The 14376-nt window shown below is 71.6% G+C and carries 11 protein-coding genes; 3 read left to right on the top strand and 8 right to left on the bottom strand.

Annotated elements, in window-relative coordinates; translation table 11 throughout:
- Nucleotides 1–5 precede the first annotated feature (5 nt).
- From HYV93_10650 to HYV93_10635, 4 genes are read right to left on the bottom strand one after another with little or no spacing between them, the layout of a single operon-like run.
- Nucleotides 6–2006, bottom strand: a complete 2001-nt coding sequence (locus HYV93_10650) for an alpha-1,4-glucan--maltose-1-phosphate maltosyltransferase (GenBank protein MBI2526433.1) — start codon at nt 2004–2006, stop codon at nt 6–8.
- Nucleotides 2003–3241 (bottom strand): hypothetical protein, encoded by a 1239-nt coding sequence (locus tag HYV93_10645; protein MBI2526432.1) that lies wholly within the window; start codon nt 3239–3241, stop codon nt 2003–2005. The genes HYV93_10650 and HYV93_10645 overlap by 4 nt, the downstream gene beginning before the upstream one ends.
- Nucleotides 3242–3256: 15 nt before the next feature.
- On the bottom strand, nt 3257–4456 hold the full coding sequence (locus HYV93_10640) for a glycosyltransferase (GenBank protein MBI2526431.1): 1200 nt from the start codon (nt 4454–4456) through the stop codon (nt 3257–3259).
- Nucleotides 4456–5115: a hypothetical protein gene (locus HYV93_10635; protein MBI2526430.1), complete on the bottom strand. Its 660-nt coding sequence runs from the start codon at nt 5113–5115 to the stop codon at nt 4456–4458. Before HYV93_10635 ends, HYV93_10640 begins: the two co-directional genes overlap by 1 nt.
- On the opposite strand from HYV93_10635, the gene glgA reads away from it, so the two are divergent.
- Nucleotides 5114–6391, top strand: a complete 1278-nt coding sequence (glgA, locus tag HYV93_10630; GenBank protein ID MBI2526429.1) for a glycogen synthase — start codon at nt 5114–5116, stop codon at nt 6389–6391. The genes HYV93_10635 and glgA overlap by 2 nt on opposite strands.
- On the opposite strand, the gene treZ is transcribed toward glgA, so the two are convergent.
- The 4 genes from treZ to HYV93_10610 form a co-directional block, all read right to left on the bottom strand.
- Complete coding sequence (gene treZ, locus HYV93_10625) at nt 6307–8109, bottom strand: malto-oligosyltrehalose trehalohydrolase (protein ID MBI2526428.1); 1803 nt, start codon at nt 8107–8109, stop codon at nt 6307–6309. The two genes, glgA and treZ, sit on opposite strands and share 85 nt — an antisense overlap.
- Nucleotides 8110–8135: 26 nt before the next feature.
- Nucleotides 8136–11150 carry a malto-oligosyltrehalose synthase gene (treY, locus tag HYV93_10620; protein ID MBI2526427.1) on the bottom strand — a complete coding sequence of 1005 codons (3015 nt, stop codon included), beginning with the start codon at nt 11148–11150 and terminating at the stop codon, nt 8136–8138.
- Between the two features lie 66 nt (nt 11151–11216).
- Nucleotides 11217–11918: a hypothetical protein gene (locus tag HYV93_10615; GenBank protein MBI2526426.1), complete on the bottom strand. Its 702-nt coding sequence runs from the start codon at nt 11916–11918 to the stop codon at nt 11217–11219.
- Between the two features lie 420 nt (nt 11919–12338).
- Complete coding sequence (locus HYV93_10610; protein MBI2526425.1) at nt 12339–12704, bottom strand: hypothetical protein; 366 nt, start codon at nt 12702–12704, stop codon at nt 12339–12341.
- Between the two features lie 274 nt (nt 12705–12978).
- On the opposite strand from HYV93_10610, the gene HYV93_10605 reads away from it, so the two are divergent.
- Both HYV93_10605 and HYV93_10600 read left to right on the top strand, forming a co-directional pair.
- Nucleotides 12979–13434, top strand: coding sequence for a DUF2587 domain-containing protein (locus HYV93_10605; protein ID MBI2526424.1), 456 nt, complete (start codon nt 12979–12981; stop codon nt 13432–13434).
- A 69-nt stretch (nt 13435–13503) separates the two neighbouring features.
- Nucleotides 13504–14208 carry a DUF72 domain-containing protein gene (locus tag HYV93_10600; protein ID MBI2526423.1) on the top strand — a complete coding sequence of 235 codons (705 nt, stop codon included), beginning with the start codon at nt 13504–13506 and terminating at the stop codon, nt 14206–14208.
- The last annotated feature ends 168 nt before the right edge of the window (nt 14209–14376 follow it).

The following is a 14376-nucleotide window of genomic DNA, read 5'->3' as shown; positions in this document are numbered from 1 at the left end:
GCGCGCTAGTAGAAGTACTGGAAGTCGCGCTCGCGCCGCCGCCACCGCTCCAGCCGGTAGACGCGGGCGGGGGACACCCGGGGATCCAGGGTCACGGTCTGTCGCGGCCCGCGGCAGAGCTGGCGGCTGTCCGAGAGGAGGTCGTGGAGCTCGTAGGTCTCCTCGGGCGCGAAGCCCAGGTCATCCAGCGGCAGGTGCAGTGTCGCCTCGTGGGCGGCGAAGGGATCCAGGTTCACGGCCACCAGGACCACATTATCCCGCGTCTCGGTCATCTTGCCGTAGAAGAGGATGTGCGGGCTGTCGGCCTCGTAGAAGCGCAGGTTACGGTCCCCGTGGAGCGCCGGGTTCTCCCGGCGGATCCGGTTGAGCTGGGCGATGTAGTCCTTGATGTGGCCCGGCCGGTCCCAGTCCCGCACGCGGATCTCGTACTTCTCCGAGTCGAGGTACTCCTCGGTCCCGGGCACGGCCGCGGCCTCGCAGAGCTCGTATCCGCTGTAGATGCCCCAGAGCGGCGAGAGGGTCGCGGCGAGCGCCGCCCGCATCTTGAAGGCGGGGGGCCCCCCGCGCTGCAGGATCTCGGGCAGGATGTCGGGGGTGTTGCAGAAGAGATTGCCGCGGAAGTACTCCGCCATCTCCGACCGGGTGAGCTCCTCGAAGTACTCGGCGAGCTCCTCCTTGAAGTTGCGCCAGGTGAAGAAGGTGTAGGATTGGGTGAACCCGGCCTTGCCGAGGGCCTTCATGACCTTGGGCCGGGTGAACGCCTCGGCCAGGAAGACGACGTCGGGGTGGCGGTCCTGGACCTCGCGGATCAGCCATCGCCAGAAGTCCAGCGGCTTGGTGTGCGGGTTGTCCACGCGGAAGATGCGGACGCCTTGCTCCACCCAGCACAGGACCACGCGCCGCAGCTCCTCCCAGAGGGATTCCCACGCCTCGCACGAGAAATTGACCGGGTAGATGTCCTGGTATTTCTTCGGGGGGTTTTCCGCGTGCTTGATCGTGCCATCCGGCCGCTGGTAGAACCACTCCGGATGCTCCTGCACCCACGGGTGGTCGGGTGAGCACTGGATGGCGAAGTCCATGGCGATCTCGATCCCGAGCCCCCGCGCGGCCTTGAGGAAGCGGCGGAAGTCGTCGAGGGTGCCCAGCTCCTTGTGGACTGCCGTGTGCCCGCCCTCGGGTCCGCCGATGGCCCACGGGCTGCCCGGGTCGGCGGGGTCCGCCACGAGGCTGTTGTTCCGGCCCTTCCGGTGGGTGCGCCCGATCGGGTGGATCGGCGTCAGGTACACGACGTCGAAGCCCATGCGCTGGATGTCGGGCAGCCGTTGGACGCAGTCGTCGAAGGTGCCGTGCCGCCCGGGGATGGTCCCCTGCGAGCGCGGAAACAGCTCGTACCAGGCGCCCCAGCGCGCGCGCACCCGGTCCACGACCACCTCGAGCGCGCGGTCGTGGCGGGTCCGGTCCTTCCGCGCCTGGGCCCGGGAGACGGCCCGGCGGAGACCCGGGTCGAGGAGCAGGTCGAGGCGCTCCGCCTGCGCGGCGAGGGTGTCGTACCGCTCCAGCGCCAGGCGTAGCGGTGCCGCGTCCGCCGCCGGCGCCCGGGCCGCCGCCTGGCGCATGAGCTCTCGCCCCTCCAGCAGCTCGCTCCCGAGATCGGTCTGCCCGCCGGCGAGGCGGCGCCCCATCTCCTCCACCCACGAGCCGAAGACGTCCGTCCACGCCTCGACCGTGAAGAGGTAGCGCGTGTTCCGCTCGAGCGGGAAGTGCCCGCTCCAGCGGTCGTTGTCGAGCGGGCGCATGGGCACCTCGCTCCAGCCCGGCTCCTCGCTGCTCCGGTAGAGGACCACCGCCTCGAGGACGTCGTGCCCTTCCTTGAAGATGTCGGCCGAGACCTCCAGGTGATCCCCGACCTCGCGCTTGCACGGGTACCGGCCGTCGTCCACGGCCGGTTGTACGTGCTCGATCACGATGGAGCCCTCCCGTTCTCTCCTCGGGGGCGGCGGGATCATCGCCAGCGGTCCACCAGGTACGGCTTGCGCTCCTCGAACTCGCGGCAGAGGCGCTCGGTCACCTCGGTCACGGCGGAGGGCGGCCGGTTCAGGGTCTCGAAGATCACCGCGGCCACGCGGCCCAGGTAGAGCGGCGCGAGGGACTGGGCGACGTGGCTCCGGTAGACGACGCGTGCCCGATAGGCCAGCAGGAAATCGTACACGACACCAGCCCAGAGCCGGTCGGAGAAGCGGAACTCATCGACCGCGGCGTCGCTGAGCGCCAGCACCTCGCTCAGGTTCTCCGGGGCCAGGATGCGTTCCCATACCGGGAAGAGGTCACGCACGCCCTGGCGAAAGCCGACCAGCATCCGTTCCGGGTCGGGGGCGGTGTCGAGCTGTGGCTCGGGGCGCGGCCCGAAGCACGGGACCGCTTCGGAGCCGTGCCGCTCGAGCCAGAGGGTCTCGTACCGCTCGGCGATGGCGAACAGGGACCCGGCCGTGCGCCCCACGATGGCGCCGAGCGGCGCCGGCCGCGCCGGGGCGGGGATGCGCCGGGGGCCGAGCGTGGCCTCGCCGATCGTGAGCTCCTGCGCGACGGCCGCGGCCGGCAGCCAGAACTCGATGCCGTTGCGGGCGAGGTCGGTCTCCCAGACGTCCTGCTCCAGGAAGCCGGCGACCGCGATCGCCGAGCAGCCGAACTCCTCCGCCAGCGGCCGGGCGAGTCGCTTCCCGAACAGCGCCCGCGTCAGGGGGACCACCAGGGCGTGGGTCAGCGTCCCCTCGTAGCGGCTCGCCTGGTAGACCGGCAGCACCATCCCGTAGTCGTCCTTCAGCACGGGGCCGGCCAGGCCGCGCACCCAGTCGGCGGTGAGGCCGACGATCTCGGCGTTGAGCAGGACGATGCTCCGTGCGCCCAGCGCGCGCGCGGCGGCGAGGGTGGTGCGGACGGCCTCGTCCCGCCCGAGCTGGAGCGGCGGGCCCGCGCTCGGGTGGGCGGGGCGGGCCCGGACGACCGGCACGTCCCCGAGCCCCTGGGCGAGGAGCGCTCCCGCCTCCTCGGAGGGCGCCTGGTCGACGTGGATGACGGCGGACGAATGGCCGGAGAAGTGCGCCTCCAGCCCGGCGCGCACGGCGGCGGCCACGCCAGCGAGGCCCGGAGTCGCCGCCGTCGTCGGCACGCCGATCACGAGGTCCGCCGAGCCGATGCGCTCGATCTCGGCTTGCGCCTCCTCCGTCAGCAGCGTGCGCTCCATGGCCTGCGGCGCCCCTCAGGCGGACAGGTGGGCGAGCAGCGCCAGGTAGTCGCCCAGGTGTCGCGTGATGAGAAAGTTGCGCCGCACGTACTCGCGGCCGGCCGCTCCCATGCGGCCGATCATCTCCGGGTTGTTCAGCAGGTGTCGGATGCGGAACGCCGCGCCTTCGACGGTCTCCACCGTATATCCCGTGACCCGGGACACGATCTGGGAGGGGATGCCGCCGGCCAGGCTGCCGACGACCGGCTTGCCTTTCCACATGGCGGCCGCCACGTCGGCGCCGAAGTCCGTCATGAGCGGCTTCTGCAGCACGATCGTCGCGGCCCGCTCGAGCGCGTTGAGCTCCTGCTGCGGGTCCGGGGGCAGGACGACCACCGTGATGTCGGGGTCCTGGCTCGCCGCCTCCTGCGCCTCCGCCAGCACGCCTCCCGGCCCCGGCGCCGGGCCGGCGAGCACCAGCCGCACGTCGTGGTGCTTCTGCACGAGGCGGTACGCGTTCACCACCCCGAGCGGATCCTGGAGGCGCTCGAAGGGGCCCACCTGCAGGAGGATCGGCTTGTCCGCACGGACACCGAGCCGCTCCAGGTGCCGGCCCTGCTCGGCGCGCGACATCTCGCGGTTGCGCTCGGAGAGCGGGTCGATCGAGGGCGCGATGAGGAAGCGCCGCGTGGTCAGCGGTGCGGCGAACTTCGCGATGGAGAAGACCACGGCGTCGTACTTCTCGACGACCGGCCGCAGGGCGTTCCACAGCTGTGGCTGCGGCGACGAGAGGTCGCCGTGGTAGCGCCACACCCAGCGCCCGGCCGCCGGCCGTCCCTCCACGAGCAGCAGCGCCGCCGTGTCGTGGACCATCACGAGATCGGCGTCGAGCGGGAGGCGCCGCGCATTGCCGGCGCACGTGGCGTGGAGGCGCTCGAGCATCGCCTCGGTGACCACCTGTTCGATGCCCGCGAGGCCCTTGGCGACGGCGCGGACGGTGGCGTCGAAGTCGGCGGTGCCGATGACCACCTCCCAGCTCGTCTCGATGCCCAGGTCGTTGAGGATCGGGACGAGCCGCTTCAGCATCTCGACGGCGCCGCCGCCGTACCGGGACTCGCTCACCTCGACCAGACGGCGCCCTCGCAGCCGCTCGGCGATGCGCAGCAGGAAGTCCACGGAGCCGCGCGGGGCCACCGCCCGGTAGTCGTCCAGCTTGACGGCGAGCCCGTTCGGCACTATTGGTCCCCCTCCTCCAGGGCCCGGTTCAGCGCGATGAGATGCCGCTCCCGGACCCGCTCCAGCGTGCCCGCGTAGGGATCGATGTGGCCCAGACGCTCGGCCAGCTCGTGCCGCCCGAGCGCGGTGTCGATCCACTCGGCGAAGTCGCCCCGGCCGCGACCGAGCCGGTAGCGCGCCTCGACGGTGTGGAAGAAGAGGGCGCTCACGTCCACCTCGGCCAGGGCATCCCGGAACTCCCGGAGGGTCCGGGCCTGGTGCCCGGTGGGGACCGGCACGAGGTGGTACTGTAGGAACTGGAACGGCTGTCCCGCTCGGGGCGGCGCCGCCGGCAGCTGCTGCAGATGGTGCTCGATCGTCGAGACCAGCTCGGCCCGCACGGCCTCGATGGATCCGAGCTGGAATGGATCGATGGCGGCGAGACGCTCGGTGAGCCGCCGATCGCGGAGCTCGACGTCCGTCCACAGCGCGAAGTCGTTGGGGTAGGCGTCCAGCAGCGGGGGACGGTGCACCAGCAGGACGGACGTGTGACAGAAGATGGACTCGGCCGGCACGCGCCGGATCTGCTCCAGGAGCTCGCGCAGGTCGTGCGCGTCGCAGGAGACGAGCTCGCAGACCTGGACGCACCCCTGGAACACGAACGACTCAGCAGCGGCCATGGCGGGGGTCCCCCTCGGATACAGTACCCTTGACGGGAGCGGAGCCGTGAAGATCCTGATGCTCACGCGGGAGTACCCGCCTCACGTCTACGGTGGCGCCGGGGTGGTCGTCGACCACCTGACCCGGGCGCTGGCCGGCCGGGCCACGGTCGAGGTGCGCTGCTTCGGCGAGGCCGATCGCGACGAGCCCGCGCTCCGCGTTCGCGGCTATGCTCCGTGGGAGCGGCTGGCCGGGACCGCCGAGGCCCGGCACGCGCCGGCGCTCCAGGCCCTCTCGGTGAACCTGGCCATGGCGTGCGACCCGGTCGTCGCGGACGTCGTGCACTCGCATACCTGGTACGTGGCACTGGGCGGCCTGCTCGTCCGCGCGCTGTTCGACATCCCGCTGGTGGTCACGCTCCACAGCCTCGAGCCCCTCCGGCCCTGGAAGGAGGAGCAGCTCGGGCCCGGATACGCGCTGTCGAGCTGGGCCGAGCGTGGGGCCGTGGAGCAGGCCGAGCGCGTGATCGCCGTCTCGGCCGGGATGCGGGAGGATGTCCTCGCCCATTTCTCTGTGGACGCGGAGCGCGTCCGGGTCATTCACAACGGGGTCGATGCCACGGCCTTCCGCCGCACTGACCGCCGCGAGGCGCTGGCCCACCACGGCGTCCGCCCCCCCTACGTCCTGTTCGTGGGGCGCATCAGCGAGCAGAAGGGGATCTTCCATCTCCTCGAGGCCGCGACGAGGCTCCCCGTGGAGGTCCAGCTCGTCCTCTGCGCCGCCACCCCGGACACCGCGGAGCTGGAGTCGCGGCTGCGTACCGCCGTGGCGGGTCACCCTCGGGTGCGCTGGGTCAACGCCATGCTCCCGCGGGAGGAGCTGGTGCAGCTCTACAGCCACGCCGCGGTCTTCGTCTGTCCGTCGGTCTACGAGCCGTTCGGGCTGATCAACCTGGAGGCGATGGCCTGCGCCGCCCCGGTCGTCGCCACGAGGGTCGGGGGCATCCGCGAGGTCGTCGTCCACGACGAGACCGGGTGGCTCGTGCCCCCCGCGGACCCCGTGGCGCTGGCGACCGCCGTCAACGCCGTGCTCGGCGATCCCGGGCGCGCCGCCGCCTTCGGGCGCGCCGGCCGCCGCCGCGTCGAGGAGCATTTCAGCTGGGCGCGCATCGCCGGGCTGACCCTCGGCGTCTACCAGGAGGCGATCGAGGCTCATCGCTCCCGCTCCGCGAGATACCAGCCCACGCCCCAGGGCGGGAGCTCCGGCACCCCCGGGGCACCCAGGCCGAGCGCGTAGAGCTGGCGTCCCCACTCCGGCGGCGGGCCCGGGTGAGGGACGGGCTCCGGGCCGAGGTTGACGATCAGCCGCAGCACCCTCCGGCCGTCAAAGGCCCACTCGATCTCGACGCCCGCCTTCCCGAGCCTGCTCCAGCCCGTCCGCGGCACCGGCTCTCCCGTGAGCAGCGGGGCGATCTCAGCGTGCCGGATGCGGAGCAAGGCGCGATGGAAGTCGAGCCAGTCGCGGCCCTCCGGTCGGTCAGCGGCGCTCCAGTCGAGCACCGACCGCTCGAAGGTCTCCGGGGCCTGGGGATCGGGGATGCGCTCGCGAGCCACGGGGTCGGCGAACTCGGGGAAGCGGGCGAACTCCCGCCGCCGCCCGTGGGCGACGGCCGGGCCGAGATCGGGGCCCAGGTCGCTGAAGAAGAGGAAGGGCTGGACGGCTCCCCACTCCTGCCCCATGAAGAGGAGCGGGAGTTCCGGCGCGAGGAGGAGCACGGCCGTGGCCGCCCGTACGGCCTCGGGCGGCGCGAGCGCCGTGACGCGCTCGCCGAAGGCGCGGTTGCCCACCTGGTCGTGGTTCTGGAGAAAGCCGACGAAGGCGGTGGGCGGCAGATCCCGGCTCGGCTCCCCGCGCCGCCGCCCACGGTAGCCCGAGTGGTCGCCCTGGTAGACGAAGCCCTCCGTGAGAGCGCGGCCGAGCGCCGACTGGGCGGGCTGGTAGTCGGCGTAGTAGCCGCCCCGCTCCCCCGTCAGCAGGACGTGCAGGGCGTGGTGCAGGTCGTCGTTCCACTGGGCCTGGTAGAGCGGCCGGGCGCCGTGCCGGGCGAGGTAGCGGGCCTCGTTGCCGTCGTTCTCGAGCACCAGGTGGATGCGCCGCTCGCTGCCGGGACCTTCGGCCACGGCCCGGGCCAGCTCCACGAGGACGTGGGAGGGTGAGTCGTCGCCGATGGCGTGGACGGCGTCCAGGCGCAGCCCGTCCATGTGGTACTCCTCGAGCCAGTGGACGGCGTTGTGCACCACGAAGGCCCGCACGACCGCCGAGCCCGCGCCATCGAAATTGATCGCGTCGCCCCAGGGTGTCCGGTGGCGCGGATTGAAGAAGGCGGGCGCGTAGGGGTGCAGGTAGTTCCCCTCGGGCCCGAAGTGGTTGTAGACGACGTCCAGGACCACGGCGAGGCCGCGCGCGTGGGCAGCGTCGACGAGCGCCTTGAGCTCGTCGGGCCGCCCGTAGCGGGCCTCGGGGGCGAAGGGGAGGACGCCGTCATAGCCCCATCCCCGGCGACCGGGGAACTCGCCCACGGGCATCAGCTCGAGGGCGGTGACCCCGAGGGAGGCCAGGTGGTCGAGACGCTCCGCGAGCGCGGCGAAGCTCCCCCCACGGGTGAAGGCGCCCACGTGGACCTCGTAGAAGATCAGCCGCTCGGCGGGAATGCCGTCCCAGCCGGTATCGGACCAGCGGTAGGCGAACGGGTCCACGACCTCGCTCGGTCCGTGCACGCCGTCGGGCTGGCAGCGGGAGGCCGGATCCGGCACGAGGAGCTCGCCGTCGATCCGGAAGCGGTACCGCGTGCCGGCCGGGGTCTCCCGCACGGTCAGCTCCGCCCAGCCCTCGGGATCGCGCGGCATGGCCAGCGCCCGCTTCTCGTCCTCCAGCCACAGCTCCACGCTGCGCGCGCCGGGCGCCCAGAGCCGGAACCGGGTGGCGTCGCCCTGGACCTCGGCGCCGAACGGCATGCGGTGGATGCTCCGGACCGCAAGGCTCACGGGGTCGCCGCCTCCTGCTCGAGCAGCGCCACCGGGAAGCCGGCGAAGACCGTGCTCGCCGGCAGCGTCGGCACGCCGTCGCGACGGTCGGTGTCGAGCGCCCGGCCCGTGAGCCGGTCGCGGTAGCGCCCTGCCAGGTGCTCGCTTCCGAGCGATAGCCAGGTGTCGCCCCACGCATCCGCGCCGAGCGGGAGCGCGCCCGAGAAGCCGGTCAGCCGCGCCATGAGCCTCGGCACTGCCACGACCACCGCGCCGCCGGCACCCACGCGCGCGAAGCCGACCAGGTGCTCGGCGCGCGCGCCGCCGGCCTCCAGCGGCCGGTAGGCGCCGGTCTCGAAGAGGCGTGGGCGTTCCTGTCTCAATGCCAGCCCGCGCTGGATCAGGTAGAGCTTCAGCCGCCCGTCGGCCCAGCTCTCGAGGAGCTCGGCGCACAGCGCTGCCAGATCGCCGCTGCGCGCCTCGAGGAGGGCGCCGAGGGAGGCCAGCAGCGTCCGGCGCCGGGCGAAGTCCACGGGACGCCGGTTGTCGGGGTCCACCAGCGAGAGGTCCCAGAGCTCGGAGCCCTGATAGAAGTCCGGCACCCCGGGCGCGCCGAGCTTGAGCAGGGTCTGGGCGAGGGAGTTGCCGGCCCCATAGAGGGCGACCCGTCGCTGGAACGGCAGGAGGCTGGCGAGGAAAGGCCCGCCGGCCGCCAGGAGCCCCGTGACGAAGTCCCGCAGCGCCGCATCGTACGCCGGGCTTGGATTGGTCCAGCTCGTCTTGCGCTTGGCCTCCTTGGCGGCCTTCTCCATGTACGCGCAGATCCGGGCGGTGAACGCCTGGAGGTCCGCGTGCGGCTCCACCGGCCACGCGCCGACGAGCGTCTGGTACAGGAGGTACTCGTCGTTGCGGTCGGGCGCCGCCTGCCCGTCCACCTCCCGCTTCCACCGCCGCGCGATGACCCGCCAGCGGCGGACGCACGCGGCCCACTCGACGGGGATCTCCGACAGCACGTTGATGCGCGCGCGGACGTCCTCGCCCCGCTTGGTGTCGTGCGTCGAGGTGCACAGGAGCGACTGGGGCCAGCGCGCCAGGCGCTTCGCGTTCTTCTCGTGGAACGCCACGACCGGCTCGCCGAACCGCCCCGGGTCACCGCCCACCTCGTTCAGCGAGACGAGGCGGTTGTAGACGTAGAACGCCGTGTCCTCGATCCCCTTGGCCGTCACGGGCCCGCTGGTCTGCTGGAACCGCATCACGAAGTGACGCCGCCTCGTCCGATCCTCTTCGCCGGCGTCCGGGGGGTTGCGCAGCAGCAGGGTGTCGCGGATGAAGTCGAAGATGGACACGTTCACGGTGGGGTTGCGCCGCTTGGCGTCCGCCACGGCGCGCTCGACGAAGGCGCGGTCGCGCGCGCTCACCTCGAGCCCCTCGTCGCCGATGTACGTCCGGTACACGGGGAAGCAGGCGATGACCTCGCGCACCGCCCGGATCAGGCTGTGCAGCGTGAAGTCCCGGGTGTGCCGGTTGGTCTCGGAGAGCCGGTCGAGCTGGTGTCCGAGGCGGTTCACCTCGCTCGCCATGGAGAGCTGCATGATCAGCCGCTTGGCGGAGTGGACGACATCGGCCATGGGCGGCGCGCTCCCGGCGACCCGCGCATAGAGCGCCGTCATCTGGCGCGAGTTGCCCCGGTCCACGAACAACCCGTTGACCGACGCGAGGAAGTCGTACCCCGTGGTGCCCGCGAGGCGCCACCACTCGGGCAGGCCCTCGTCGGCCATGCGGATCTTCTCGGCGACGACCCAGAGCGGGCGGGCCAGGGCGGTGGCCGGGTCCGGTCTCGCCAGCTCCCGGTACCGCGCCAGCAGCACCTCCGTGCCCTCGCCGACCACGTCCGGAGCCAGGCGGCGGGCGGTGTGAACCACCGCGCCTTCCTGCAGCCGGCGGAAGTACTCGCCCGGGGCGTGGAGCCCGTCCGGGTGGTCCACCCTGAGGCCGGTCACCGTGCCTTCGCCCACCAGCCGGAGGATCAGCTTGTGGATGGCGTCGAAGACCTCGGGGAGCTCCGTCCGGATGGCGGCGAGATGGTTCACGTCGAAGAAGCGCCGGTAGTTGACCTCGTCGCCGGCCACCCGCCAGTCGGCCAGCCGGTAGGCCTGCCCCGCGAGCAGCCGTTCCAGGAGGTCGAAGCTCGCCGGGTCTCCCGGTGTCCCGTTGAAGCGCCGGACGTTGTCGTCGATGAACTCGTGGATCTCGGGGGATTCCTTGACGAGCGCCGCCAGCCGCTGCTTGACGATCTCCTTCTCCCGGAGCCGCTCCTCCAGGCGCGCCGGATCGACTTCCGTCTGCGGCGGGAGATGGTCCAGAGCAGTGAGGATGCTCTGGAACTGCCGCAGCTGTGGGTGCTCGGGACCGAGGCGTGCGCCGAGCGCTTCCGCGCGGTGGGTCAGCACCTGCGCGTAGGAGTCCGGCGCCACGGGCAGGCGCGACCCGGCGTAGCGCACGAAGAAGGCGCCCTCGGAAAACTCGAGCTGGAGCTGCTGGGACTCGAGGACGCGCCCGTACTGGTCCGGCAGCACCGGCAGCAGGACCTTGTTGCGCAGCTCCGGCTTCACCGGCGCCCAGTCGATGTCGAAGAACCGCGCGTAGGGGGAGGCGGGGCCGTTCTCCAGCACGTCGAGCCACCAGGGATTGGCGTCGCCGGAGATGCCCATATGGTTCGGGACGACGTCCAGGATGACGCCGATCCCGTGCTTCGCCAGGGTCCGGGCCATCTGATCGAAGGTGGCCTCGGTCCCGATCTCGGGGTTGAACGCGTTGTGGTCGGTGATGTCGTACCCGTGAGAGCTGCCCGATCCGCATCTGAAGCAGGGGGAGAGGTAGGCCTCGCTCACGCCCAGCGAGGACAGGTATGGCGCTAGCGCCCCGACGTCCTCGAAGGAAAGCGTCGGGCCGAGCTGGAGCCGGTAGGTCGCGCGCCGCGGACGCGCGAGCGCCTCCACGATCTCCTGGAGGAGGGCGTCGACGTCGCTCATGAGGCTGTCGTCACCATGGCGCCACCGGGTCCCGGGCCGCTGTCGCCGGTCCACCCGGCCGGGCCCTCACAGATGCGTGAGCGTCTCGCTCGGGTGCGGCTCGTGCCGGAGCCGGCGCTCCAGGATCTGCCGAGCCAGCGCCCGCCCCCCGAGGCCGAAGGCCAATGCCAGGGCCAGGATCAGCCCGCCGAAGGTGATGCCGAAGGCGACCAGCACCATTTCCTTGCCGATGCCGAGGTGGGTGACCGCCGTGGCGCTCGCGAAGAGGAGGATGCCCCAGCGCACCGCCCGGGCCAGCAGCCTGGCCTCCGGCACCCCGGCGTTGACGGCGGTGATCAGCACGCCCTCGCCGAGGAAGTTCGCCACGAGCCAGCCGACCAGGAAGATCAGGACGGCGCCCAGGGCCCTGGGGACCCACGCGAAGACGAAGTCCGTGACCCGGCCGACGCCCGGGATGGCGAGAGCGTCTACTGCCAGGGTCAGGGAGAGGACGAAGATGCCCCAGAACGCCATCAGCGAGAGCAGCTGGGAAGGCGGCCGGCGCAGTCCGGCGCGCGCGAGGGCGGCCACGAGCCCCCACGTCTCGGCGCGATGGTCGAAGGCGACCGCCCGGGCCAGCCGTCTCAGCAGCCGCGCGGCGACCCAGGCGAGGATGAGCCCGACGGCCGCCAGGGTCAGCATGGCGAGGACGCTCGGGAGCACCGCCGCCAGCCGCGCGTTGAAGTCCCGCAGAGCTGCCCAGACCAGATCGCTCCACATCTCAGCCATGACCATGCCTCCTTCAACCCCATCCCGCCCGTCGGCACGTCGCAGGGGAGCCAGAAGGATCGGCAGACCCGCTGGCCCCGACACCAGTCCAGGCCCCGCCTCGAGGGGTGGCATCCCTTGGGTGCGCCCCGGCCCGAGGCGGGCCGGCGGGTCGGCCTGCACCTGGGTACCAGGATACCGACAGTATGTGAACCTGGGAACTCGAAACCCATGAGCGGGCAGGGAAGCCGGGGGCAGCAGATCCCGGGCACATCGCTGGCGCGCGCGCCGCTTCGCCGGGAATCGGATCACGGGCGGAGCTTGACCTGCAGGTGATCTCCGGCGGCGCGCATCTCGATGGTGACCCCGCTCAGTCGCGGGAGGCCGCGCTGAGCGGGGAGCACGTCTGTCCGCACTTGACGCAGCCCAGGCAGCGCAGCGTCAGAGTCTTTGCGGGGGCTGCGCCGCGCGCTCGAGCCATCCGGGCTCCGGCACCACCATGCCGGGGACCGCCTCGGCGGTGCCGGCCGCCTCGTCGGCGTCGGCGTCCTCATCGGTCGCGACCATTCGCACCACGACGCGGTCGGTGAGCAGGAAGGCCTGATCCAGCCAGATCTTGGAGAGGCCCATGGCCGCCGCGCGGCCGATCGAAGCCTCGACGGCGCGGGTGATCGCCGAGCCCACCGACTGCTCCGAGAGATCCTCCAGGGCTGCGGCGGTCTCGATCACGACGACGGTCGCGCCCACGGGCGCGGCCATCAACAGCACGAGCAGCACGGCCGGTAGCATGCCTAGCAGGGTTCGCATTTTCTCCTCCGGCCCGGCCGAGCCTGCCCGGGCTCTTGAGGAGGGAGTCAGCATTGCGCATGCCACGCGCCCCTGGCGTGATCTAACTGCCTGCCGTGATGGGTATCAGGTTCGGACCTCGTGTGGGGACGCGCACGGGACTTCGGATGGCGGGAAATAACTGCCCGGCCCCGGACGAAAGACTTACACGCCTCCCGGCGCCAGCCCGTGAGCCTTCGGTCTCCCGTTGACCAGGCTGCACCGCACGCCTATCATCCCTGCGATGGAGGGTGCCATGGACGACAGCACACAGCCCCAGGAGCCGGACCGGAACGAGTTCATCCAGCAGCCGGCCAAGCTGCTGCGGATCACCACCATGGTCCGGGGTCTCCTGGACGAGGTTCGGCAGGCGCCCCTCGACGACTCCGGGAAAAAGCGCATGCGCGAGATCTACGAGCTCTCGCTGACCGAGCTCAAGGACGCGCTGTCGGAAAACCTGCAGCGTGAGCTGGAGACGCTGGCGATCCCGCTCGAGCAAACGCCGTCCGAGTCCGAGATCCGTGTGGCGCAGGCCCAGCTGGTCGGCTGGCTCGAGGGCCTGTTGCACGGCATCCAGGCCGCCCTGTGGGCCCAGCACATGCAGGCTCAGAACCAGATCGAGGAGCTGCGGCGCCAGGCGCTGCCGGGCGGGAAGCTGGAGCCGTCCACCGGGGAGCCGGAGGGGCGCACCCCGGGCGGCCAGTATCTATAGGGAGGACTCGACCGTCGCGGATCTTCGATCCGCGCTCTCCGGGCATCATCGAGCCCGGGGAATGATCCGATGGCCATCCGCATAGGGACGTCCGGCTACAACTACCCCGAGTGGCGCGGGAGCTTCTACCCGGAGAAGCTCCCGGCCGGCGAGATGCTGTCCTACTACGCCGGGCGCTTCTCGACCGTGGAGATCAACTACACCTTCTACCGGATGCCCAGCGCCAAGACCGTCGCCGGGTGGAATGCCGAGACCCCCGCCGGCTTCTGCTTCGCTCTCAAGGCGCCCCGGCGCATCACCCACGACGCCCGCCTCGAGGACGTGGACGAGCCGCTCCGGTACTTCCTCGATACGGCCTCGCAGCTCGGCCCGAAGCTGGGTCCCGTGCTGTTCCAGCTACCGCCCACCTTCAAGAAGGACCGGGAGCGGCTGAGCGCCCTGCTGGCGCAGATCCCGCCGGGGCTCCGCTGCAGCTTCGAGTTCCGCCACCCGAGCTGGTTCGCCGACGATGTGTACGAGCGCCTCCGGGCAAGGGACGCGGCACTCTGCGTGGCGGATACGGAGAAGGGGACGACCCCACTGGTCGCCACGGCTGACTGGGGCTACTTCAGGCTGCGCGACGAAGGGTATACGGCGAAGGACCTCGAGGAGTGGGGCCGGACCATCACGAGGCTCGGGACGGGCTGGCGTGACGCTTTCGTCTACTTCAAGCACGAGGAGGCCGGGGCCGGCCCGGCCTTCGCCCGGCAGCTCCACGCCCTGCTGAACCGGTAGCTCCAGGCCGCCGTCGGCGACGCGGATGCCTAGCGTGAGTTTACCCCGGAGCTGGTGGGCGCTTCGGGAAACGGGCTGAAATCACGCGCGATTCTCGCCCGAGGAGCGTAGTTACTACGGAGTCGGGAGCAAGTCAAAGCCCACCGCCAGCCGCCGCGCTGGCTCGGG

This window comes from Candidatus Rokuibacteriota bacterium, from assembly GCA_016188005.1.
Lineage (GTDB): Bacteria > Methylomirabilota > Methylomirabilia > Rokubacteriales > CSP1-6 > UBA12499.
Note: the sequence above shows the minus strand (reverse complement) of the source record. Positions and strands in the feature narration are given on the sequence as shown.

Bases quoted from the DNA above. Each gene is read 5' to 3' on its own strand.
- HYV93_10605 (MBI2526424.1), top strand. From the start codon at position 12,979: ATGGACGACAGCACACAGCCCCAGGAGCCGGACCGGAACGAGTTCATC.
- HYV93_10615 (MBI2526426.1), bottom strand. From the start codon at position 11,918: ATGGCTGAGATGTGGAGCGATCTGGTCTGGGCAGCTCTGCGGGACTTC.
- HYV93_10650 (MBI2526433.1), bottom strand. From the start codon at position 2,006: ATGATCCCGCCGCCCCCGAGGAGAGAACGGGAGGGCTCCATCGTGATC.
- HYV93_10610 (MBI2526425.1), bottom strand. From the start codon at position 12,704: ATGCGAACCCTGCTAGGCATGCTACCGGCCGTGCTGCTCGTGCTGTTG.
- glgA (MBI2526429.1), top strand. From the start codon at position 5,114: ATGGCGGGGGTCCCCCTCGGATACAGTACCCTTGACGGGAGCGGAGCC.
- HYV93_10600 (MBI2526423.1), top strand. From the start codon at position 13,504: ATGGCCATCCGCATAGGGACGTCCGGCTACAACTACCCCGAGTGGCGC.
- treY (MBI2526427.1), bottom strand. From the start codon at position 11,150: ATGAGCGACGTCGACGCCCTCCTCCAGGAGATCGTGGAGGCGCTCGCG.
- treZ (MBI2526428.1), bottom strand. From the start codon at position 8,109: ATGCCGTTCGGCGCCGAGGTCCAGGGCGACGCCACCCGGTTCCGGCTC.
- HYV93_10645 (MBI2526432.1), bottom strand. From the start codon at position 3,241: ATGGAGCGCACGCTGCTGACGGAGGAGGCGCAAGCCGAGATCGAGCGC.
- HYV93_10635 (MBI2526430.1), bottom strand. From the start codon at position 5,115: ATGGCCGCTGCTGAGTCGTTCGTGTTCCAGGGGTGCGTCCAGGTCTGC.